The sequence below is a fragment of the Methylobacillus rhizosphaerae genome, from assembly GCF_900187985.1.
In the GTDB taxonomy this organism is placed as follows: domain Bacteria; phylum Pseudomonadota; class Gammaproteobacteria; order Burkholderiales; family Methylophilaceae; genus Methylobacillus; species Methylobacillus rhizosphaerae.
Window position 1 is genome coordinate 114,008 of sequence record NZ_FZOA01000005.1, and the last position, 21,554, is coordinate 135,561.

Consider the following 21,554-nt stretch of genomic DNA (forward strand, 5'->3'; position numbering starts at 1 on the left):
GTGTGCGGCTGGCATTGCCAATGTGCTGCAAAAGCCTTATGCTCCCCGACTGCTTCAGGCAAACTTGGTTGATTGAATGTTTTTCCGGCAATTCAAAAAATTCTCGCTGTATATGGTGTTGGTGCTTGCAATATTGCAAGCGCTGTTGCCATTGCTGCATGCGCACCCTGCCGGAACCTCGATGACTGCCACGGGCAGCGGCATTCATTTGCACCAGGCTGAGTTTGGTGGGCTGGATCATCATTTCAGCACGCCGACTTTCGAGGCATTCCACACGGCAACAGTTGCCGTCGGTGTGGGCAATGCCTACGAGCCAGACCCGCTGCAACTTCCGCACCTGGATGTTGTCCTGCTGGCAATATTCCTGCTGGTAGCGTTGTTTTTCGGCGGCTCTTTCCACCAGACCTTCTGGCGTGAGTATGATCTCAAGCCAACACCCTTCCCCTCTTTTTTCACCTCTCCGTTACGCGCACCTCCCCTTGCTTGATTCCTAATTTCCGGCGCTTGTAGCGCTGGTTGTTGTGTGCTGCCTTGCAGCATGCTGAATCAAGCGAGAGGTAAATGATCTTGAAATCATATGGAATGACATGGCTATCCCTGGCCATGAGTTGTCTATTTCTGCACGCCCATGCCGGGACATTTGAATTAGATACTAAAGAAGAGCTGCCCGTTATTCAGGTGGACCATGATGATGTGCTGGAGGGAAATGCGACACTTTCATTACGGGAAGTACTGGAATCCGCCTATAACAGGAATCCCGAGCAAAAGCTGCTGCAGGCACTGGATATCGAGGCACAGGCCAGTTACACCCGGGCAAGAAGCATGCTGCCAGCGGCACCGGCCATAGCACTACGCATGGTCAATGACAGCTTCAGCAGTGGCCGTGGAGAACGGGAGTGGGAGGCCGGTGTCGACCTGCCCATCTGGCTTCCGGGACAGCGCGCTGCCCGGCAGGCAGTGGCCAATAGCAGTCATGATGGCGTTGCTGCCAGCCGTGAAGGTTTCATGATGCAACTGGCTGGCCTGGTGCGCGATACGATCTGGGATATTGCCATGCAGGAAAATGCCCTCAAGCTTGCCCAGTACCGCCTGGACAATGCACGGGCCATTCAACAGGATGTCGAAGCGCGTTTCCGAGCTGGTGAGCTTCCACGCACTGATACCATGCTGGCAGAGGATGAGACTCTGAAATCAGAGGCCGCACGAGTGCGTGCTGATGCAGAGGTCAAGCATGCACGACACCGATATACCTTGCTTACCGGGCTGGAGACCCTGCCTGCCCGGCCAACAGAAAACCTCGCTTCCATCCAGGAGCTGCAGGATCACCATCCCTTGCTGAAAGCAGCACGGACAAAGCTGGCCCTGGCCGAGGATGAGGTGCATCTGGCTAATATCGAAAAGCGCGAAAACCCGCAGGTCAATTTAGGCACGCGCACAATACGCGGCGGCTTTGATACGCAATTCAACGGCGCATTGAGCCTGAGTGTGCGAATCCCACTTGATGCAGAAGTGCGCTCTGCCCCCATGCTGGCCGCCGCCAACAGTAACTTCGCCCGTGCGGCTGCCGATCTTGAGCGGCTACGCCTCACCATGGAGACCATGCTACATGAAAGCATGCATAACCTAGAAGTCACCCGGGATGAGCTTGAAATCGCCACCCGGCAACGCGAAATTGCCCGGGAGAACCTGCGCCTGGCGCGCAAGGCTTTCCAGCTTGGAGAAAGCGACCTGGTTGGCCTGATGCGTGTCCAGGCATTGGCGACAGATGCAGAGCGTGCCTTCCAGAGCCGCCAGATACAAATGAAATGGGATATTGCCAAATTCAACCAAGCTGTTGGAGTCTTGCCATGAATAAATTTACATCTTTTACCCTACTCTCCCTCATCATGGGCTGGAGCCTGGGCGCTGCTGCAAGTGAGCAGGTAACCCTGACAGCAGCACAGCAGTCTGCATTGGGCATCCGCCTGGGACAAGCTGAAACTGTCAGCTCGTTCAATAGCCTGATGCTGCCCGGGGAGATCATACTGCCGGTCGGCAAGGAGCATATAGTCAGTGCTCCTCAGGACGGCATGGTGGACAAACTATATGCCGCTATTGGGCAGGATGTGCAGCGCGGACAAGTGCTTGCCCACTTGAGCAGCCAGACGCTGTTGGCCTTGCAGCGGGATTATTTACAGGCGCAGACCCGCCAGCGACTGGCCAAAAAGAACCTGGATCGTGATACAGAGCTGTTTCAGGATGGCATTATTGCCGAGCGTCGCTTCCTGCTGACACAGGGAGAGTTTGAGGATGCTGATGCCGCCCTGCAGCAAAGCCGCCAGAGCCTGCGGATTGCCGGACTGGATGATGCCACTATTACCAGGCTCAGACAGGCATCCCAGCTTGGCAGCGGTTCGACATTGACTGCGCCGATTGCCGGCCAGGTCATAGAGCAGAATGTCCACACCGGTCAGCGCGTGGATATGGCAACACCTTTGTTCAGGATCGCCGACCTGTCCACATTGTGGGTACTGATTCATGTCCCGGTGAACCAATTGACCAATATTCGCCATGGAACTGCGATCAGCTTAGGCAGCGCTGGCATTCAAGGCAAAGTCATTGCCATTGTGCGCAATGCCAGCCGCACCGACCAGACAGTGCAGGTTCGCGCTGAGTTCCGGAATACGGGCCAGCAGTTTGTACCAGGGCAATTTGTCGAGGCCCAACTGTCACTGGAGCCAGTGGATGGCAGCGGTCAGGCATTGCATTATCGCCTTCCACGCACTGCCATTACCCGGCATGAAGGAAAAACCTATATTTTCAGTAGTGTCGACAAGCTGCATTTTGAAGTGCATCCCGTTGATATCGTCGCTGAGCAAGGTGACCAGGTGACTGTCAAATCCAGTACTGCCCTGAAGTCCGGGATTGCCTTGAGTGGGATTGCTACCCTCAAGGCCGTGTGGACCGGCCACTCAGGGGAGGAGAAATAATGTTTTCTTCCCTGATTCGGCTGGCCTTGACCCAGCGCCTGCTTATGCTGGTGCTGACAGCAGTCCTGGCTGGCGCCGGCTTCCAGGCCTTTCGCCATTTGTCGATTGATGCGTTTCCTGATGTATCTTCCACTCAGGTAAAAATCATTATCAAGGCGCCCGGCATGTCGCCTGAGGATATTGAGGCCCGCATTACAGCGCCGATTGAGGTTGAGATGCTTGGGCTACCGCACCAGACCATGTTGCGCTCGGTTGCCAAATATGCGCTGACTGACATCACCATCGATTTTGCTGACGGCACCGATATTTACTGGGCGCGCCAGCAAGTCACGGAGCGGTTGAATGGCGTGTGGGAAAAACTTCCAGAGGATATCAGCGGCGGCATTGCCCCCATGACCACTCCTCTTGGTGAGATGTTCATGTTTACCGTGGAAGGCGATATCTCGTTACAGGAGAAACGCAGCCTGCTGGACTGGGTCATCCGCCCTGCCCTGCGGACTGTGGCTGGCGTGGCAGATGTCAATGCGCTGGGAGGCACTGTCCGCAGTTTCGAGATTATGCCGGACCGCAGCCGCATGTATGCACGCGGCATCAGCATGGCGCAACTGCAACAGGCGCTGGAATTCAATAATCGTAATGATGGCGCCGGACGGCTGGATGATGGCGAAGAATCCCTGCTGGTCAGGGCCGAAGGCCGGTTCAAGACCTTGCAGGATATAGCAGAGACGGTCATCCGCAGTGTCAATGGCATGCCGGTGCGTATCGGTGATATCGCCCAGGTCAGGGTGGGCGCCCTGACCCGTTATGGGGCTGTCACGGCTAATGGGCACAGGGAGTCTGTGCAGGGGCTGGTACTCAGCCTGCGGGACGCCAATGCCCGCGAGGTCGTGCATGGCATCAAGGCCAAGCTGGATGAAATCAGCGCCAGCTTGCCGGAAGGTGTGACACTGCATACATTCTATGACCGCAGCTCCCTGGTGGATAAGGCAGTTGGCACCGTCAGCAAGGCTTTGCTGGAAGCCGTTGTGCTGGTTATCGCATTGCTGATACTGTTTCTTGGCAACCTGCGTGCTGCCCTGACAGTCGCGCTTTCACTGCCACTGGCAGTATTGATTACCTTCATACTCATGCAACAGTCCGGCCTGTCTGCCAACCTCATGAGCCTGGGTGGGCTGTCGATCGCCATCGGTATGCTGGTGGATGCGGCGGTGGTGGTTGTCGAAAACATTATTTCCCACCTGGCACATGACGGACCATCGCGCCTGCCACGCCTGCACCTGATTTTTCGTGCGGTACGCGAAGTCAGTGTCCCGGTGACTGCCGGTATTATCATTATCGTGACTGTGTTTCTGCCCTTGCTGACCCTGCAGGGCCTGGAAGGAAAATTGTTTTCCCCGGTCGCACTGACCATCGTGTTTGCCCTGTCCGGCTCCCTATTGTTGTCACTGACTGTGATCCCTGTCCTGGCCTCCTTCCTATTGGGAAAAGTCAGCCACAAAGAGCCATGGCTGGTGCGTCAGGCCTTGCGCCTCTATCAGCCGACACTGCAATGGTCACTGGCTCACAGCCGCCTGGTATGCAGCCTGGCCCTTGTATTGCTGCTGGTGACAGCTTTTATCTACTCCCTGATAGGCAAAACCTTCATGCCGCAAATGGATGAAGGTGATGTGGTCATGCAAACCGAGAAGCTGCCCTCTATCAACCTTGAATCAGCGCTGGGCATTGACAAGGTTGTGCAGCAGAAAATTCTTGCCCAGGTACCGGAAGTTACAGAAATCGTGGCCAGAACCGGCACGGATGAACTCGGACTGGACCCGATGGGACTCAATCAGACTGACAGTTTTCTTGTGCTGAAGCCACGCTCGCAATGGCGCTCCCCGGACAAAAATGTGCTGCTGGATGCCTTGCGCCAGACCATGCATGAAGTGCCTGGCATTCATTATGCATTTACCCAGCCTATTGAAATGCGTGTCAATGAGATGATTCTCGGCGTGCGTGGCGACCTTGCTATCAAGATATTTGGCGATGACCTGGATGAGCTGAACCGGCTTGCTTTGCAGACCGTGGACATCCTGCAGGATATTCGCGGATCGGAAGATGTTTACACGCCGATCAATGCTGGTGTGCAATATCTGCGCATTACGGTAGACCGCCTGGCTGCAGGGCGCTTGGGGTTGGATATCACGCAACTGCAGGACACGTTACGCAGCCAGCTCGAAGGCAGGCAGATCGGTATCGTACAGGAGGGACCAGTTCGTACGCCGGTATTGTTACGAGGCAATGCAGCATTGCAAGGCTCTGTTGCCGAATTCAGCAATCTCAGGATCACCCTGCCGGATGGTAGTAATGTGCCCGTCAGTACTGTCGCCAGCCTGGAACGTGTGGATGGTCCGGTAAAAATTGACCGTGAGCGCGGCAACCGCATGGTCGTAGTGGTCGCCAATATCCGAGATCGTGATCTTGTCGGCTTTGTTGATGAAGCCAAAAGCAAGGTCCAGCAGCATATCATGCTGCCACAGGGCTACCTCATGCAATGGGGCGGACAGTTCGAGAACCAGCAGCGTGCCGCCGCGCGGCTGGGTGTCGTAGTGCCGCTGGCAATTGTGCTGGTTTTCCTGCTGCTGTTTGCCACGTTCCGTTCATTACGCCAGGCAGGGTTGATCCTGTGCAATATCCCGTTCGCCATGATAGGCGGTGTGCTGGCATTGTGGGCATCGGGTGAATATCTGTCCGTGCCGGCATCAGTTGGCTTCATTGCCTTGCTCGGGATTGCTGTACTGAATGGCGTGGTTATGATGAGTTATTTCAATCAGCTTGCCGACCAGGGTATGGCACTGTCAGAGATCGTCATGGAAGGTGCCAAGCGCCGCTTGCGGCCTGTGCTGATGACTGCCAGCATCGCTGCTTTCGGGTTGCTGCCCTTGCTGTTTGCCAGCGGCCCAGGTTCGGAAATACAACGACCGCTTGCGATTGTAGTCATCGGCGGGCTGGTGACTTCTACACTGTTGACCCTAATCCTGTTGCCGATTCTTTATCGCCGCTTCGGTTTCCGGGAAAGGAATTAAAATGTCCCATACCCTTATCCAGCTAGTGGTAGCAGACAGGCTTGAAGAGGCTGTCATCGACTGGTTGCTGCATTATCCGCAGCCATTGGTATTTGAAACCGGCGAGGTGCGACAATATGGACAGCCGCTGCACAGCCTGAAGGAAAAGGTTGCCGGTTGCAGGCAGCAGGTTTTATTCACGTTGGAACTGCCATCAGGACAGGTGGATGATTTACGCTCCGGCCTGTACCAGCATTTTTCCACAGAGCTGGTGAGGTTTCGCGCCATGAAACTGGAATAACGAAGCAACTGGCAACCAGCTCTTGGCAGCTACTTGAGATGCACACTTAGCCATAACAGTTTAGAGTAAAGGGCATGAATACCGCATCCGCCAATCTGGTTCCCCACCTTTTGAATGCCCTGTCCTGTGCAAAAATCCTGACACAAGGTGCCACACAAGATAGATGGTCATGCTGATCACGCAATCGATTAAGTTGCCGCCTGGATATCGCCATACTGACATATTGGCATTCCATGGCCGGGATGAACACAGTGTTTCCGAGATGGTGGCAGGCAACACCCTGCAAAAGGGCATCATGTGGAACGGTCACCCTGCCCTGTTGACGATTATGTTTTCGGGATTCCAGGCGCACGTGCAGCTGCATACGGATGGTGCAACAGATTCCCCAGGTGATGCGCAGGCGCTGGAAACCATGGCCAGGCACATGCTGGAGCTGACCCAGCCCATTGAACCATTCGAGGCTGCGCATGGCGATCACCCCTTGATCGGGGATATTCTCGTGCAGCAATCTGGCTTGCTGGTTGCTGTCTGTGCCTCGCCGTTTGAGGCGCTGACATGGGCAGTGACCGGTCAGCAGATCAGTCTGCGTGCTGCCATTGCATTACGCAGGCGACTGATCCAGGAGCTGGGTATCCGGCACTCATCCGGGATGTATTGCTATCCAGATGCCAGTCATCTCGCCAATATGGATGATGATGCATTCAGGCTGACCGGCATGTCTCGCAGTAAAAGCAATACCCTGCGCACCATCAGCCAGGCCGTACTGGAACAGCACCTGCCTCTCGATGCATGGCTGCACTCCCCGCCGGAACAGGTTCCGGAGATTTTCAGCGTACTGAGGAGTATCAAGGGTGTCGGCCCATGGACTATCAACTACACCCTGTTGCGCGGCTATGGCTGGCTCGATGGCTCCCTGCATGGCGATGCTGCAGTCAGGCGTGCCATACGCACATTGATACAATGCAGTGAGCTGGATGAAAAAGCAGCTGAATTGTGGCTGCAACCATTCAGTCCCTGGCGCGCTATCCTGGCTGCCCACTTATGGCAATGGCTCTCTGGTCATGAGGCATAGTGGACATCCGGCGACACCATCCGCGCATCGCTGGTACAGAATGAATATGGAAGGAGGCTATTCATGATACAAATGGATTTTCTACTGGAGCGAGTAGCTACCCCACTTGGCCAGATGCTGATCGTGACAGATGAGCAACAGCGTTTGCGTGCGCTGGACTGGCAGGACCACGAGGATGATATGCATGTATTGTTCAGGCGCCAATACCGCGAACACAGCATCGTCCTGCATGAAACCAGCACCGTCTCTCCAGCCACGCAAGCCATGCTGGAGTATTTTGACGGCAATATCCCGGCCATTGACCAGATTGCCGTCGCCACGGGTGGCACAGACTTTCAGCAAGCGGTATGGAAAGCCCTGCGGGAAATTCCCCATGGGCATACCATCAGTTACGGAACATTAGCACAACGTATCGGCAGGCCTGCTGCGGTGCGTGCCGTTGGCATGGCCAATGGGGCCAATCCTGTTTCGATTGTCATTCCCTGTCACCGCGTGATTGGCGCCAACCAGTCACTGACCGGCTATGGCGGCGGATTACCACGGAAACAGTGGCTGCTGGCCCACGAAAGCCGGATGCTGACAGGCAGCCTGATATAGAAAACCAGAATGCCTGTATGTGCTTCCGTACTACATGAACACTTGCATGACAAAAAAAGTGACCAGAAATGACAAAGGCCTCGCACAAATGGCGAGGCCTGGATATTAATCACGAGAGTGTTGAAGACTACCTGTTATTGAAGAATGCAATATTCACGCATTTATCATTCACAAAAGTCAGCTCGATCGTTTTGTAAGGTGCACGTTTTGGATCGTATTTGACGAGTTCCTTGTAGTACCACATTTCCACCTGGTCTGGCTTACCTTCTTTCTCAGTTGGTCGGCCGATCACATTGGATGCATTGCTGGGTTTGACAGATTGCTCTTTCTTGAGTGGCTGTCCCAATTGCTTGGCTACTGCATCACGGGTCTTGTTGCCAAACGCACTCAGGAACTCCTCTTCAGTGTAGGTTTTCTTAGCCGGTTCAGCTACAACAGGTGTGGTGATCATGATAGAGGCCAATAACGCACCCATGACCAGCAAGCATTTCTTGTTCAATACCATTACTACTTACTCCTTCTTCCTCTGTATTCTGGCCTGTCCGCCATGCGCCAGGCCCTTGTAATTTAAAAATCCGCTATTTCAAGCTTGAGTCCATCATACCCTACCTGTACGGAGGATGGCAGCATTTTGCTGACCGTTTCATACTCCATTTCATGAGTCATATGGATCAGGTAGGTCTGTTTCGCGCCAATGATGGCAGCCTGCTCCAATGCCTGCTCCAGGCTGAAATGCGTGTAGTGTGGCGTGTAACGCAGGCAGTCCAGCAACAGAACATCAAGGTCTTCCAACAGCGCCATGGAGCTGGGCGGGATTTCTGAGGCATCTGTCAGGTATGCCAGCTTTCCCACCCGGTATCCATACATGGCCAGGCGTCCATGCATAATGGGTACCGGCAGTATCTGTGTGCCAAACAATTCAAATGCCTGCTCAACCGGATTGACGCTCAGGATCGGCAAATCCCAGTAATCTCCAGCCTCACGGATGGTATAGCCGAACTTGCTGACGATATGTTCCATGGCATCCGGCCTACCATACAGCGGGATTTGTTGGCGCTGACGCTGACAGAAGGCGCGCAAGTCATCAATTCCATGCATGTGGTCAGCATGAGTGTGGGTATAGAGCACGGCATCCACATGCGTGATCCCTTCCCGCAATGCCTGCTGCCTGATATCCGGCCCGGTATCAATCAGGATATTCTTGCCATTGTCCAGGGTGATCAGGGAGGAGCAGCGGGTGCGCTTGTTTCTTGGGTTGTCTGACAGGCATGTAGCGCATTGGCAGGCAATGACCGGTGTTCCGGCACTGGAGCCAACGCCCAGCATGGTCAGTTGCATGGACGGGCATCCTTGAACAGGCGGAAGAAGTTTTCTGTCGTGGCCTGTTCTACTTCCTGGTAACTGATACCGCGCAGCGCGGCAATTTCCTCTGCGACATAGCGCACATAGGCTGGCTGGTTAAGCTTACCCCGGAACGGCACCGGTGCGAGATAAGGGGAATCCGTCTCGACCAGGATACGGTCCAGTGGCAGCACCTTGGCAACCTCCTTCAGCGCTACGGCATTCTTGAAGGTGACAATACCGGAAAAGGAAATATAAAACCCAAGCTCTATTGCCGCCAAGGCAACATCCAGGCTTTCCGTGAAGCAATGCATGACACCACCGATCTTTTCGGCATGCTCCTCGCGCAAAATGCGCAAGGTATCCTCAGCCGCACTGCGGGTGTGGATGACCAGGGGCTTCTGTGCCCGGATCGCCGCACGGATATGGGTACGGAAGCGTTCACGCTGCCATTCCAGGTCACCGGTCAAGCGAAAATAGTCCAATCCAGTTTCACCGATGGCAACCACTTTCGGGTGCGCAGCAAGGGCAACCAGCTGATCCTCGCTGAACTCAGGTTCGCTTTCATAATCCGGATGCACACCTACCGACGCATAAAAATTCTCATTCGCCTCAGCCACGGCCAGCACTTGTGGAAAATCAGGCAGCGTCACGGAAATGCATAGTGCATGCCCTACCCTTGCTTCCTGCATGGCAGCTCGCAAGGCCTGCATGTTATCCCGCAACTCAGGAAAATTGAGGTGGCAATGAGAGTCGACCAACATAATACAATTTCAATCCAGGTTTTTAGCTCATCAGCAGGCACATCAGGTGCGCGCCTTGCTGGAAAACAATTTGCTGTATTGCAACAGCAAATGCTCAAGCTGTAGTTCATTATTCAATGGATGGCTGGCAGAACGCCGCGCGCTATCCACATCACGTTGGTACGCCAGCAACTCGCTCAAGTCTACGCTTTTGCTCAATGCTTGCAAAGCAGGCAGGCTGTTCAGGTGATAGCGCGGCTGGGTATCCAGGCTGATGGCCAGCAGGTCATATAGCCATTTCTGCAATGCAGTCATGACCTCCTCCATCCCCAGCATGGCAAATTCACTGGCTGTCGCAAACGGGTCCAACCCCTGCCCTTGTGCCAGGCGTGTTGCCAACGCCTGCAGGCGTTCATTGCCTGTAGTCGCAGCCTCTGCAGCCTGTAGCGGTGATCCTCCACTATATGCCAGCCAGTTAGCTGCATCCTGCACGCCTTGCTGTTCCAGCCACGCTAGTGCCTCCGCCTCAGCAGGTGTCGGCATTTCCACTTGCTGACAGCGGCTCATGATGGTGGGCAGCAACCGCTGCGGATGACTGGTTACCAAGAGAAATATGACATTGGCCGGTGGCTCTTCCAGCATTTTCAGCAAGGCATTGGCAGACGTCTGGTTCAGTGCATCTGCGGGATGAATGACCACCACGCGCCGACCATCGACCTGATGGCTGGAAAGTTCAAGGAACCCTGCCAGCTCGCGAATCTGGGTAACCGAGATCTGTGTGCTCTTGCGTACAGCCTTTTTACCGCTGGCTGCCGCTGCCTCTGCGCCTTCAGGCGCGTCCTGCTCCGGTGTCAGCAAGCGGTAGTCGGGGTGCGTACCTTGCGCGAACCAGCTGCAACTCACGCATTGCCCGCAGGCATCTCCATTGTCCAGCGGGGACTGGCATAACAATGACTGGGCAAGTCGGTTGGCGAAATCCAGCTTGGCAATGCCCTGCCTGCCGCGTAACAACAAGGCATGGTGCCTGCGCTGCCGCGATTGCTGCAGGCGCTGCCAGGTGCTGTTATGCCAGGGATAGTGCTGCTGCACACTCATGCGCAAAAGTCCTTGAGGATATTCACGACTTCCTGCCGGACAACTTCCAGGGGGCGATTACCATCAATCAGACGGAAACGCTGTGGATGTGCTTCTGCCCGTGACAGGTAGCCATTGCGGATACGTCGGAAGAATTCGGCACTTTCGCGCTCAAACTTGTCTGGTGTCCTGGCCGCGGCCAACCGTGCCACACTTACCTCCACCGGCACGTCAAACAATAACGTCAGGTCTGGCTGCAGGTGCTGCTGTACCCATTGCTCCAGGACTTCCACCTTGCTACGCTCCACGCCACGCCCGCCGCATTGATAGGCAAAAGAAGCATCGGTAAAGCGGTCAGATACCACCCATGCACCATGTGCCAGCGCCGGCTCGATCACTTCAGCAATATGCTCCCGCCTGGCAGCGAACATCAACAGGGTTTCCGTTTCTGCATGCATGGCCTGGTGCAGCAGCAATTCACGCAGCTTTTCTCCCAGTTCCGTACCTCCCGGTTCCCGCGTTGCCACCACCTCCAGGCCGCGGTTCCTGAGCGTGGCCAGGATATTATCGATATGGGAGCTTTTTCCAGCTCCATCCATGCCTTCCAGAGTAATAAATTTACCGCGCATTTCCACCTTTCAACTGATAGCGCACTACTGCACGATTATGCTCACTCAACGTCCGGGAAAACTGATGGCTGCCATCGCCTTTGCCAACGAAATAAAACGCATTGGTTGTTGCTGGGTGCAATGCTGCAGTGATCGCTGCCATGCCGGGCATCGCTATCGGTGTGGGTGGCAGCCCTGCCCTGGTATAGGTATTGAATGGTGTATCGCTTGTCAGGTCACGTTTCCGCAAGTTACCGTCAAAACTTTCTCCCATGCCATAAATCACGGTCGGGTCTGTCTGCAGCCGCATCCCTACCCGTAGCCGGTTCAGGAATACACCGGCAATGACAGGTCGCTCGCTGGCCATGCCAGTTTCTTTTTCCACAATAGAAGCCATGATCAAGGCCTCATAAGGAGAAGCATATGGCAGCCCGGCGGCACGTTGTTCCCAGGCAGCGCGCAAGCGGTTCTGCATTGCCACATAGGCACGCTTGAGGATGTCCTGGTCGCTCATGCCACGGCTGAAATAATAGGTATCAGGGAAGAACAACCCTTCCGGCAATGTTTCGGCGGCATTAATGTTATGCATGATTTCCGCATCGGTATAAGCCATGGTCAGATGCCGAATCGACTCATGCTTATTCAATGCCTGGCGCATCTGGGAGAAATTCCAGCCTTCGATGAAGGTGATGCTGTCCTGAGTCACATTGCCATTGCTCAGTGTCGTGAACAGTTCATAAGGCGTCTGCCCTGATTCCAGCAGGTAATTGCCAGCCTTGATGCCAGCCGACATTTTCATGGCCCTGACCAGCAGGATGAAACGCCAGGGCTCCTGTAGCACCCCTTGATCAACCAACTGCTGGGCAGTGGTACGCAAACTGCTGCCCATGCGCAACTCAAACTCAACTGTCTGGGTAGCAAACTGCAAAGGAGTGACAAGAAAATAAGTCATCCAGGCAGCAAATCCGATGACTGCTAAAGCCACTAACAAAAAAACACTCTTCAATATACGCATGCTATTCCTGCAATACTCGACGCAAGCTGGTGCTCAGTTCACCCTTCGCCCAGGTGCGTCCATTAAAATCTACTACTTGCCAGGCTCCATACAGGCTGTTGCACATCACAACCTCATCGGCTTGCATCAGCTCCGGCAGGGATAAATGCACAATGTCTGGTGTCAGGCCAAAACTGGGAGCCAGTTCAAGAATGCGCTGCCGCGTCACGCCGGCAACACCACACTGCTCCAATGCTGGAGTCACCAGCATTGTACCTGAGCGTACAAAGATATTACTCATGACACCCTCTATCACCCAGCCCTCCTGGTCCAGCATCAGGCCCTCGCTGATTTCCGGATCATGCCATTCATTTCGTGCCAATACATTTTCCAGGCGATTGAGATGCTTGATGCCTGCCAGTAAGGGCTGATGTGCCAGTCTTGTTGCACACAGGTGTACGCGTATCCCTTCGCTGGCATTCTTTTCAGGATAGGCAGGCAAGGCTGTCCGCATAATGATGCGCGTCGTTTCCGCATGTGGGGCAAACGCATATCCGCGCTCAGCAATGCCCCGCGTCAGTATCAGTTTGGCAACCCCACTATCCTGCTTTGCAAATAAGCGGGCCATTTCTTCGCGCCATATATCGGCAGGAGGACATGTTATCCCCAGCCGGGCGCTGTCCGCTGCAAGTTTACGATAATGGATATCCCACAGCAGAGGCTGCCCTTGCCGCACAGCAATGGTGCGAAACACCCCATCGCCATAGGCCAATCCTCTATCCAGAGGGGAAATGGCTGCGCCAGGCATGCCGTTGACGAGGAAGGAAGTTGAGCTCATAACCATATGCAGAATGAATAGTCGCCCATGCTAAAGCATACTGATCGGCTTAGAAAGAAAATCTCTCCACAAAAGCTGTGGATAGTTTTGTGGATGAGCTTAGGAAAGGTAAGCTAAGCTATCGTTATCATTACAGTTTTTTTAAATCGCCCAGTTTTTAGGCAGATAATTTTATTTATTAAAATCAATAAGTTAAAAAAACACCCATATAAACAAGCATTAAAGCGTACATCTTACTGTCACATATCAGCAATCTGTGCATAAAAGCCCGCGCCTCCTGAGAGAGTGCGCGGGCTTTTATGGTTGCCTCTGACGAAGCAGATAAAGATCAGGCCTTGCGGAAAACCAGACTGCCGTTAGTGCCGCCGAAACCGAAATTGTTTTTTACAGCCGCATCAATTTTCAAGTCCCTGGCTTCATTTGCACAGTAATCCAGATCACACTCAGGATCCTGATTGAAGATATTGATGGTAGGTGGTGATACCTGATGGTAGATAGACAGCACAGTAAATACTGACTCCAACCCTCCCGCACCACCAAGCAAGTGACCTGTCATTGACTTGGTGGAGTTAACCACCAGTTTCCTGGCATGATCACCAAATGCCGCCTTGATTGCGTTGGTTTCATTCGTGTCACCCAGGGGTGTCGAAGTACCGTGAGCATTCACAAACTGCACTTGATCAGGATTCAGTCCGGCATTCTTCAATGCATTGACTACTGACCTGCGTGGTCCATCCATACTTGGCGCCGTCATGTGATAAGCATCGGCACTCATCCCGTAACCAACCAGCTCTGCGTAAATTTTTGCTCCACGCTTTTTCGCTGATTCGTACTCTTCCAGCACCAGAACTCCGGCACCTTCACCAATGACAAAACCATCACGGTCAGCATCCCAGGGGCGGCTGGCTGTGGCAGGATCATCATTGCGAGTGGACAAGGCACGCGCTGCAGCAAAACCACCAACTCCAAGCTCTGTGATTGGTGCTTCGGCGCCACCGGCGACCATGACGTCTGCATCTCCATACTCGATCATGCGGGCAGCATCACCAATTGAATGTGTGCCTGTGGTACAGGCAGTCACAATCGCGACGTTGGGTCCCTTGAAACCATACATGATGGAAAGGTTACCCGAAATCATATTGATAATAGTGCCAGGGATGAAGAATGGTGAGATCTTTCTAGGCCCGGACTCGTGATACAACTTGTCCGTATCTTCAATCAACTGCAAACCACCAATACCGGAACCGATGGAAACACCGATGCGCTCAGCATTTTCGTCAGTCACCTCGATGCCGGAGTCCTTGACGGCCTCAATGGCTGCTGCCATGCCGTACTGGATAAAGGTATCCATTCGGCGTGCTTCCTTGGCAGGCAGATATTGAGACACATCAAATCCTTTGACCTCACCTGCAATTTGCGAAGCAAATGCAGAAGCATCGAATTTGGTAATGTTGGTGATACCGGACTGGCCGGCCACAAGGTTGGCCCAGGATGTTTGTACACCTATACCTACAGGTGACACAACGCCCAGGCCAGTAATAACTACCCTACGCTTGGACAAGACGACTCCAAGAAAAAATCAGAAATTGGAAAAAGAAAAAACTACTTCAGGTTTGCGTTGACGTAGTCAATCGCTTGCTGAACAGTAGTAATTTTTTCGGCTTCTTCGTCAGGAATTTCACAGTCGAATTCTTCTTCCAGCGCCATCACCAATTCTACGGTGTCGAGAGAATCAGCACCCAGATCGTCAACAAAAGAAGACTCGTTTTTAACGTCAGCCTCGTTTGCACCCAGTTGCTCGGATACGATCTTTTTAACGCGTTGTTCGATGTCAGACATCTAAATTATTCCTTTCAAGTTAAGTCGCTTAAAAAAGCTCGGGCTATTCTATCAAAAGTCCCGAGGAATTCAAAAACAGAATGACTAAGCAGTATAGCTATCATACAGGGCATTACGCCATGTACATGCCACCGTTCACATGCAAGGTCTCGCCGGTGATGTATCCGGCAGAGGCCGAAGCCAGGAAACTGACGGCTGCGGCAATATCGGCCACATCGCCGAAACGGCCTGCTGGCACGCGTTTCAACAACTCTTCGCGCACTGCCTCAGGCAATTCACGCGTCATATCCGTATCAATAAAACCAGGGGCAATGCAGTTCACGGTAATGCCACGGCTGCCAACTTCTGCAGCCAGTGAGCGTGTGAATCCAGCCATGCCCGCCTTTGCCGCTGCATAATTGGCCTGCCCTGGATTACCCATGTGGCCAACGACAGAGGAAATATTGATGATACGCCCCTGTCTTGCTTTCATCATCGGGCGCAACACTGCCTGGGACATACGATAAACAGAAGTCAGGTTGGTGGCAATCACGGCATCCCAATCTTCATCTTTCATGCGCATCAACAATGTGTCACGTGTAATGCCTGCATTGTTGACCAGGATACTGACATCACCGAACTGGGTGGCAATGTTCTTCAATACAGATTCAACCTGGGCAGCATCATTGACATCCAGTGCCAGGCCAAGGCCTTTATGTGCATTCAAAGCCTGTGAAATCTGTGTAGCCCCGGACTCAGTGGTGGCGGTACCGATAACGATAGCGCCCTGCTTTGCCAATTCAAGCGCAATCGCAGCGCCAATGCCGCGACTAGCGCCGGTTACCAGTGCAACTTGCCCTTCCAGCATGATTGCCTCCTCTTAAATTTATATTATTGGTTAAATTGTGCCTGGGCTTCCGCCAGCGCATCCTGATTGACCAGTGCGATACAAGGCAACTCGGCAACAGTACGTTTCACCAACCCGGCCAAGACCTTGCCTGGGCCACATTCTGCGCTGGCAGTCACGCCGGATGCGTGCACAGCCTGCACGGTTTCTACCCAGCGCACAGGGCTGTAAAGCTGGCGCACCAGCGCATTCTTGATTTCTTCCGCATCGTGGTGGCTTGTCACATCTGCGTTATGCAGCACAGGCACCTGGCCTGCGTTAAAGTTGAGATCCTTGAGGTACTGGGCCAGTTCATCGGCTGCAGGCTTCATAAGGGCGCAATGTGAAGGGACGCTGACCGGCAACAGCAAAGCACGCTTTGCCCCTTTGCTCTTGGCCGCCTCAATGCCACGTTCAACCGCTGCCTTGTGCCCTGCGATCACCACTTGCCCTGGAGAGTTCAGGTTTACGGCTTCAAGCACTTCACCCTGTGCTGCTTCAGCACAAGCTGCACGTACAGTATCATCATCCAGCCCCAGTACAGCTGCCATGGCTCCCACACCTTCAGCCACCGCACGCTGCATGACTTCTGCACGAAAACGTACCAGCGGCAAGGCTGTCTCATAGGAAATGATGTTGGCGGCTACCAATGCGGAATATTCCCCCAGGCTATGGCCTGCCAACACTGTTGGCAAAGCACCTCCCTGAGCCTGCCATGCACGCCATGTGGCAATGCCGGCAGCCAGCATCAGAGGTTGTGTGTTGCTGGTCTGGTTGAGCACTTCATTCGGCTCAGTCGCCATGCGCCAGAAATCCACCCCGAGAATATCTGAGGCTTCAACAAAGGTATCCTTGATAATGGCAAGATCACCGAATCCCTGCATCATGCCAACAGATTGGGAACCTTGTCCGGGAAAGAAAAATGCAAATTTCATGAGTTCGGCCTTTATCGAGGTCGTAGAAACTGATCAGATCAGTATTTAAGAAGTACGGAGCCCCAGGTGAATCCTCCACCAAAAGCCTCCATTAATACAGTTTCACCACGCTTGATGCGCCCATCACGTATGGCCACATCCAGTGCCAATGGTACGGAAGCTGCTGAAGTATTACCATGCCTGTCCACAGTTACGACAACACGTTCCATATCCATGCCCAGCTTGCGCGCCGTGGATTGCAGGATACGGATATTGGCTTGATGAGGCACCAGCCAGTCGATATCGGATTTCTGCATGCCATTGGCCTCAAGCGTTTCATCTACAATAGCGTCCAGAGTATTGACTGCGATTTTGAAAACCGCATTGCCTTCCATGTGGATGGTGCCATTCTCGCCGCGCTCGGAAACACCGCTGGGTACATTGAGCATTTTGGAATACTGGCCATCTGCATGCAGATGAGTGGAAATGATCCCCGGTTGGTCGCTGGCACCGAGCACGACTGCCCCGGCGCCATCGCCCCAGAGGATACAATTGCTGCGGTCTGTCCAGTCAGTAATGCGCGACATGGTTTCGGCCCCCACTACCAGCACCGTACGTGCAGCACCGCTACGGATAAAATTGTCCGCAGTTGCCAACCCATAGATAAAACCGCTGCAAACTGCCTGCACATCAAATGCAGGTGCCCCGGAATTACCAAGCTTCTGCTGCAACAAGCAAGCGGTACTCGGAAACACACGATCGGGAGTGGTGGTTGCCACGATAATCAAGTCCAGCGCATCAGCAGCCACACCTGCGCTTTCCAGCGCACGCCTGGCTGCATTGAGCGCCAGATCACTGGTAAATTCGTTTTCTGCGGCAATATGACGTTGACGAATACCCGTGCGCGTATAAATCCACTCATCTGTCGTGTCGACCATACGCTCAAGATCAGCGTTAGTCAGGATTTTTTCTGGCAGATAACTGCCAGTTCCCAAGATGCGTGAATAAATGGTCATATATCCTCTTTATTTAATTTCTTGACTGGCAAGCTGTGGTTGAAGGTGCTCAATCTCCAGCTGCTCAGTAATACGCTCCAGCACGCCATTACGCGACTCTTCTGCCGCCGCTCGAATGGCATACTGAAATGCCAGGCTGTCTGCGCCACCATGACTCTTGACCACAACGCCGCGCAGCCCCAGGAAAGTGGCACCATTGTAACGGCGATGATCGAGGCGGCGCTTGAATGCCTTCAGAACCGGCATGGCCATCAAGGCTGTCATTTTTGTCAGCCAGTTGCGCTTAAACTCCTGCGTCAGGAAGCGATTGACCATCTGGGCCAGGCCTTCCGATGTCTTGAGTGCTACATTGCCGACAAAACCATCACAGACCACGACATCGGTCGTGCCCTTGTAAATGTCATTGCCCTCAATATTGCCATAAAAGTTCAAGTGGCTGGCACGCAATAATTCACCGGCTTGCTTTACGACCTCATTACCCTTGATGTCTTCCGAGCCGATATTGAGCAGCCCCACAGTCGGGCGCTCCTTGTGCTCAACACAGGACACCAGCATGGCGCCCATGATCGCGAACTGCAATAAATGCTCTGGCGTACAATCGGCATTCGCTCCCAGATCCAGCATATATACCTTGCCTTTTTGCGTGGGCAGGATGCCTGCAATCGCAGGCCTATCAATGCCTGGCAAGGTTTTCAGGACAAACCGTGCCGTCGCCATGAGTGCACCGGTATTGCCGGCACTGACACACGCGTTGGCCTCGCCACTCTTGACGAGGTTGATTGCCACACGCATGGAGGAATCTTTTTTGTTTTTGAGTGCACTCTGCGGAGATTCATCCATTGCCACGATTTCACTGGCGTGATGAATCCTGAGCCTGGGGCCTGCCTCAGCTTTATTCGCAGCAAGCTCAGCTTCCAGCACATCCCTTGGTCCAACCAGGATAATGCTTAGCTGGCTATCATGTCGGATAGCGTGAAGTACGGCGGGAATGGTGACATGAGGGCCATGATCGCCTCCCATCGCGTCAATAGCAATTGTTATATCCATGCTCACAATCGGAGGTTAAATACGAAAGCGCCAGCTCTGGAGGCTGGCGCATATAATCTGAAAAAATTCAGATGAATTACTCACCCTTGGCAGGCATAACCTTGCGACCACGGTAGTAGCCGTTTGGGCTAACATGGTGACGCAAGTGGGTTTCGCCAGTAGTTGGCTCAACTGCCAACGGAGGGTTAGTCAGAAAATCGTGGGAACGGTGCATACCACGCTTTGATGGTGACTTCTTATTCTGTTGAACGGCCATAATTTACTCCTATTTAACTAATCGTTTTGGCTTTTGCCAGCTTTAAAACCTTTTAACACAGCAAAAGGACTCGGTTTTTCCAACTCAACCCTGCCTGTTCCACTACAAGCCTCATCAGCATGCTTAGGAGCCAGCGGCAAGGTCAGCAATATCTCGTCTTCTACCAGGTCTATCACCGGCATTTGCGTTTCCGCCACCAGATAATCCACCTCATCGTCATATTCACCTGAATCTGGCGATGGAATCGCATCTTCACTGGCGACGATTACAAATTCTGCAGTCACGTCCAGCGGGTATTCAAATGAATCCAGACAACGCTGACAAGCCAACTCCAGCACTCCTTGCACTTGCAGATGAAGTGCAGGCTTACCTGAGCTGTCAGCCTTGCCAATCAGGGTGATTTCTAACGACCCATTGGAGGCAGCCAGATACTCACCCAAGCGAGAAAATCGCAGGAGCGGGATTGTATCACGAAACTCCAGCGCTTTTCGCGCAAAGTCGAGACTATTAATAACAGGGATGTTGATTGCATGTGCAGTCATAAGCCGCGCATGATATAATTTGTCGGTTTCCCTGTCAAAAATCAGTACCATTTTTCAGGCTTAGGTTTACTACGTGATCAAAAAAATTCTAATTGCCAATCGCGGCGAAATTGCTGTGCGTATCGTACGTGCATGCTCCGAGATGGGCATAAAATCTGTTGCTATATACTCAGATGCCGACCGTCATGCCCTGCACGTCAAAAAAGCAGATGAAGCTTACAATATCGGGTCAGATCCGGTACTCGGCTATCTAAATGCACATAATATAGTCAATCTGGCTGTAGCCTCAGGCTGTGACGCATTACACCCTGGCTATGGTTTTCTTTCCGAAAATCCGGAGCTGGCTGAAATCTGCGCCCGCCGCGGTATCAAGTTCATAGGCCCTGATGCCAGGGTTATTCGCCAGATGGGTGACAAGATCCAGGCACGCACTGCCATGATTAAGGCAGGCATTCCCTGTGTACCCGGAAGCGAGGGCAACCTGGCTAATCTGGAAGAAGCTCGCAAACTGGCCAATAAGATTGGCTATCCCGTCATGCTGAAAGCCACCAACGGTGGCGGTGGCCGCGGCATCCGCCGCTGTAATGACGAGAAGGAACTGCTCAGCAACTATGACCGTGTGATTTCCGAAGCCAGCAAGGCATTCGGCAAGCCAGAAGTATTTCTGGAAAAGTGTGTGGTTAATCCCCGCCATATTGAAGTGCAGATATTGGCAGACAGCCACGGCAACGTTATCCATTTGTTCGAGCGTGACTGTTCCATCCAGCGCCGCAACCAGAAGCTGATCGAGATTGCACCATCACCACAGCTGAGCAAGGCGCAGCGTGAGTATATTGGCAACCTGGCAGCCAAGGCAGCCAAGGCTGTCGGCTATAAGAATGCAGGCACTGTCGAATTCCTGTTGGATTCGGACAATAATTTCTACTTCATGGAAATGAATACCCGCCTGCAGGTGGAGCATACTGTCACCGAGCAGATTACCGGTATCGACATTGTGCAGGAGCAGATCCGCGTTGCAGATGGCCAGCGCCTGCAATACAAGCAATCGGAAGTGCAGTATCGTGGCTTTGCGATGGAATTCCGCATCAATGCGGAAGACCCCAAGAATGATTTCCTGCCCAGCTTCGGCAAGATCACGCGCTACTACTCCCCGGGCGGCCCTGGTATCCGTATGGATGCCGCCATGTACAGCGGGTATGTGATTCCCCCCTACTACGACTCCATGTGCGCCAAACTCACCGTATGGGCACTAAACTGGGAAAGTGTTGTGGAGCGTGGTCGCCGGGCGCTCAATGACACTGTGGTATATGGTGTCAAGACCACGATTCCTTATTACCAGGAAATTCTGAAACACCCGGATTTCCGCAACGCCAGGTTCAATACCAGCTTTGTGGAGTCCCATCCTGAACTTGCCAATTATGCAACCGAGTTCCCACGTGAACTGATTGCGGCAGCGATTTCAGCCGCCATAGCTGCCCACGAGGGTATCTGAGG

General features: G+C 53.3%; 23 protein-coding genes. 8 read left to right on the forward strand and 15 right to left on the reverse strand.

The features are described 5' to 3' along the window. Positions 1-76: 76 nt before the first annotated feature. From CHB59_RS06835 to ogt, 7 genes are all read left to right on the forward strand, one after another. Positions 77-487 carry a hypothetical protein gene (locus CHB59_RS06835; protein WP_089375490.1) on the forward strand — a complete coding sequence of 137 codons (411 nt, stop codon included), beginning with the start codon at positions 77-79 and terminating at the stop codon, positions 485-487. A gap of 116 nt (positions 488-603) precedes the next feature. Further along, positions 604-1,851, forward strand: a complete 1,248-nt coding sequence (locus CHB59_RS06840) for a TolC family protein (RefSeq protein ID WP_179212099.1) — start codon at positions 604-606, stop codon at positions 1,849-1,851. After that, positions 1,848-2,969: an efflux RND transporter periplasmic adaptor subunit gene (locus tag CHB59_RS06845; protein ID WP_179212100.1), complete on the forward strand. Its 1,122-nt coding sequence runs from the start codon at positions 1,848-1,850 to the stop codon at positions 2,967-2,969. The genes CHB59_RS06840 and CHB59_RS06845 overlap by 4 nt, the downstream gene beginning before the upstream one ends. Next, positions 2,969-6,034 (forward strand): efflux RND transporter permease subunit, encoded by a 3,066-nt coding sequence (locus CHB59_RS06850; RefSeq protein WP_089375493.1) that lies wholly within the window; start codon positions 2,969-2,971, stop codon positions 6,032-6,034. The genes CHB59_RS06845 and CHB59_RS06850 overlap by 1 nt, the downstream gene beginning before the upstream one ends. 1 nt (position 6,035) lies before the next feature. Next, the gene (locus CHB59_RS06855) at positions 6,036-6,314 is read left to right on the forward strand and encodes a DUF3240 family protein (RefSeq protein ID WP_089375494.1); all 279 of its coding nucleotides are present in this window, start codon (positions 6,036-6,038) and stop codon (positions 6,312-6,314) included. Between the two features lie 169 nt (positions 6,315-6,483). Further along, positions 6,484-7,386, forward strand: coding sequence for a DNA-3-methyladenine glycosylase 2 (locus CHB59_RS06860; protein ID WP_218816217.1), 903 nt, complete (start codon positions 6,484-6,486; stop codon positions 7,384-7,386). Between the two features lie 63 nt (positions 7,387-7,449). Continuing rightward, on the forward strand, positions 7,450-7,983 hold the full coding sequence (gene ogt, locus CHB59_RS06865; protein WP_218816218.1) for a methylated-DNA--[protein]-cysteine S-methyltransferase: 534 nt from the start codon (positions 7,450-7,452) through the stop codon (positions 7,981-7,983). Positions 7,984-8,110: 127 nt separating this feature from the next. Here ogt and CHB59_RS06870 read toward each other — a convergent pair whose 3' ends face one another. The 15 genes from CHB59_RS06870 to CHB59_RS06940 all read right to left on the reverse strand — a co-directional run bounded on the left by CHB59_RS06870 (position 8,111) and on the right by CHB59_RS06940 (position 20,111). Further along, complete coding sequence (locus CHB59_RS06870) at positions 8,111-8,488, reverse strand: hypothetical protein (protein WP_179212101.1); 378 nt, start codon at positions 8,486-8,488, stop codon at positions 8,111-8,113. Positions 8,489-8,550: 62 nt separating this feature from the next. Beyond that, positions 8,551-9,321 carry an MBL fold metallo-hydrolase gene (locus CHB59_RS06875; protein WP_089375496.1) on the reverse strand — a complete coding sequence of 257 codons (771 nt, stop codon included), beginning with the start codon at positions 9,319-9,321 and terminating at the stop codon, positions 8,551-8,553. Continuing rightward, positions 9,312-10,088 (reverse strand): TatD family hydrolase, encoded by a 777-nt coding sequence (locus tag CHB59_RS06880; RefSeq protein WP_089375497.1) that lies wholly within the window; start codon positions 10,086-10,088, stop codon positions 9,312-9,314. Before CHB59_RS06880 ends, CHB59_RS06875 begins: the two co-directional genes overlap by 10 nt. Before the next feature lie 42 nt (positions 10,089-10,130). Further along, the gene (gene holB, locus CHB59_RS06885) at positions 10,131-11,162 is read right to left on the reverse strand and encodes a DNA polymerase III subunit delta' (RefSeq protein ID WP_089375498.1); all 1,032 of its coding nucleotides are present in this window, start codon (positions 11,160-11,162) and stop codon (positions 10,131-10,133) included. After that, positions 11,159-11,770: a dTMP kinase gene (gene tmk, locus CHB59_RS06890; protein WP_089375499.1), complete on the reverse strand. Its 612-nt coding sequence runs from the start codon at positions 11,768-11,770 to the stop codon at positions 11,159-11,161. Before tmk ends, holB begins: the two co-directional genes overlap by 4 nt. Next, positions 11,760-12,764, reverse strand: coding sequence for an endolytic transglycosylase MltG (gene mltG / locus CHB59_RS06895; protein ID WP_089375500.1), 1,005 nt, complete (start codon positions 12,762-12,764; stop codon positions 11,760-11,762). Before mltG ends, tmk begins: the two co-directional genes overlap by 11 nt. Position 12,765: 1 nt before the next feature. Next, a complete protein-coding gene (pabC, locus tag CHB59_RS06900; RefSeq protein ID WP_089375501.1) occupies positions 12,766-13,581 on the reverse strand; it encodes an aminodeoxychorismate lyase in 816 nt (271 codons plus the stop codon). Between the two features lie 328 nt (positions 13,582-13,909). Then, on the reverse strand, positions 13,910-15,142 hold the full coding sequence (fabF, locus tag CHB59_RS06905) for a beta-ketoacyl-ACP synthase II (protein WP_089375502.1): 1,233 nt from the start codon (positions 15,140-15,142) through the stop codon (positions 13,910-13,912). Positions 15,143-15,183: 41 nt separating this feature from the next. Beyond that, positions 15,184-15,420, reverse strand: coding sequence for an acyl carrier protein (gene acpP / locus CHB59_RS06910; RefSeq protein ID WP_011479726.1), 237 nt, complete (start codon positions 15,418-15,420; stop codon positions 15,184-15,186). 112 nt (positions 15,421-15,532) lie between these two features. Further along, a complete protein-coding gene (fabG, locus tag CHB59_RS06915; protein WP_089375503.1) occupies positions 15,533-16,267 on the reverse strand; it encodes a 3-oxoacyl-ACP reductase FabG in 735 nt (244 codons plus the stop codon). 23 nt (positions 16,268-16,290) lie between these two features. Further along, the gene (fabD, locus tag CHB59_RS06920) at positions 16,291-17,220 is read right to left on the reverse strand and encodes an ACP S-malonyltransferase (RefSeq protein ID WP_089375504.1); all 930 of its coding nucleotides are present in this window, start codon (positions 17,218-17,220) and stop codon (positions 16,291-16,293) included. A gap of 38 nt (positions 17,221-17,258) precedes the next feature. Beyond that, positions 17,259-18,215 (reverse strand): beta-ketoacyl-ACP synthase III, encoded by a 957-nt coding sequence (locus CHB59_RS06925; RefSeq protein ID WP_089375505.1) that lies wholly within the window; start codon positions 18,213-18,215, stop codon positions 17,259-17,261. Between the two features lie 9 nt (positions 18,216-18,224). Continuing rightward, complete coding sequence (gene plsX, locus CHB59_RS06930) at positions 18,225-19,262, reverse strand: phosphate acyltransferase PlsX (RefSeq protein ID WP_089375506.1); 1,038 nt, start codon at positions 19,260-19,262, stop codon at positions 18,225-18,227. Between the two features lie 76 nt (positions 19,263-19,338). Next, positions 19,339-19,518 (reverse strand): 50S ribosomal protein L32, encoded by a 180-nt coding sequence (gene rpmF, locus CHB59_RS06935; RefSeq protein ID WP_020181874.1) that lies wholly within the window; start codon positions 19,516-19,518, stop codon positions 19,339-19,341. A 17-nt stretch (positions 19,519-19,535) separates the two neighbouring features. Further along, positions 19,536-20,111 carry a YceD family protein gene (locus CHB59_RS06940; RefSeq protein ID WP_245835081.1) on the reverse strand — a complete coding sequence of 192 codons (576 nt, stop codon included), beginning with the start codon at positions 20,109-20,111 and terminating at the stop codon, positions 19,536-19,538. Positions 20,112-20,133: 22 nt separating this feature from the next. Between CHB59_RS06940 and CHB59_RS06945 the strand changes: the two genes are divergently transcribed. Beyond that, entirely contained in the window at positions 20,134-21,552 is a 1,419-nt protein-coding gene (locus CHB59_RS06945; protein ID WP_089375507.1) for an acetyl-CoA carboxylase biotin carboxylase subunit, read from the forward strand. The last annotated feature ends 2 nt before the right edge of the window (positions 21,553-21,554 follow it).

Bases quoted from the DNA above. Each gene is read 5' to 3' on its own strand.
- CHB59_RS06845 (WP_179212100.1), top strand. From the start codon at position 1,848: ATGAATAAATTTACATCTTTTACCCTACTCTCCCTCATCATGGGCTGG.
- CHB59_RS06870 (WP_179212101.1), bottom strand. From the start codon at position 8,488: ATGGTATTGAACAAGAAATGCTTGCTGGTCATGGGTGCGTTATTGGCC.
- ogt (WP_218816218.1), top strand. From the start codon at position 7,450: ATGATACAAATGGATTTTCTACTGGAGCGAGTAGCTACCCCACTTGGC.
- tmk (WP_089375499.1), bottom strand. From the start codon at position 11,770: ATGCGCGGTAAATTTATTACTCTGGAAGGCATGGATGGAGCTGGAAAA.
- acpP (WP_011479726.1), bottom strand. From the start codon at position 15,420: ATGTCTGACATCGAACAACGCGTTAAAAAGATCGTATCCGAGCAACTG.
- CHB59_RS06880 (WP_089375497.1), bottom strand. From the start codon at position 10,088: ATGTTGGTCGACTCTCATTGCCACCTCAATTTTCCTGAGTTGCGGGAT.
- CHB59_RS06850 (WP_089375493.1), top strand. From the start codon at position 2,969: ATGTTTTCTTCCCTGATTCGGCTGGCCTTGACCCAGCGCCTGCTTATG.
- plsX (WP_089375506.1), bottom strand. From the start codon at position 19,262: ATGGATATAACAATTGCTATTGACGCGATGGGAGGCGATCATGGCCCT.
- CHB59_RS06925 (WP_089375505.1), bottom strand. From the start codon at position 18,215: ATGACCATTTATTCACGCATCTTGGGAACTGGCAGTTATCTGCCAGAA.
- CHB59_RS06875 (WP_089375496.1), bottom strand. From the start codon at position 9,321: ATGCAACTGACCATGCTGGGCGTTGGCTCCAGTGCCGGAACACCGGTC.
- rpmF (WP_020181874.1), bottom strand. From the start codon at position 19,518: ATGGCCGTTCAACAGAATAAGAAGTCACCATCAAAGCGTGGTATGCAC.
- CHB59_RS06860 (WP_218816217.1), top strand. From the start codon at position 6,484: ATGCTGATCACGCAATCGATTAAGTTGCCGCCTGGATATCGCCATACT.
- CHB59_RS06940 (WP_245835081.1), bottom strand. From the start codon at position 20,111: ATGGTACTGATTTTTGACAGGGAAACCGACAAATTATATCATGCGCGG.
- mltG (WP_089375500.1), bottom strand. From the start codon at position 12,764: ATGCGTATATTGAAGAGTGTTTTTTTGTTAGTGGCTTTAGCAGTCATC.
- CHB59_RS06840 (WP_179212099.1), top strand. From the start codon at position 604: ATGAGTTGTCTATTTCTGCACGCCCATGCCGGGACATTTGAATTAGAT.
- fabG (WP_089375503.1), bottom strand. From the start codon at position 16,267: ATGCTGGAAGGGCAAGTTGCACTGGTAACCGGCGCTAGTCGCGGCATT.
- CHB59_RS06835 (WP_089375490.1), top strand. From the start codon at position 77: ATGTTTTTCCGGCAATTCAAAAAATTCTCGCTGTATATGGTGTTGGTG.
- pabC (WP_089375501.1), bottom strand. From the start codon at position 13,581: ATGAGCTCAACTTCCTTCCTCGTCAACGGCATGCCTGGCGCAGCCATT.
- holB (WP_089375498.1), bottom strand. From the start codon at position 11,162: ATGAGTGTGCAGCAGCACTATCCCTGGCATAACAGCACCTGGCAGCGC.
- fabD (WP_089375504.1), bottom strand. From the start codon at position 17,220: ATGAAATTTGCATTTTTCTTTCCCGGACAAGGTTCCCAATCTGTTGGC.
- CHB59_RS06855 (WP_089375494.1), top strand. From the start codon at position 6,036: ATGTCCCATACCCTTATCCAGCTAGTGGTAGCAGACAGGCTTGAAGAG.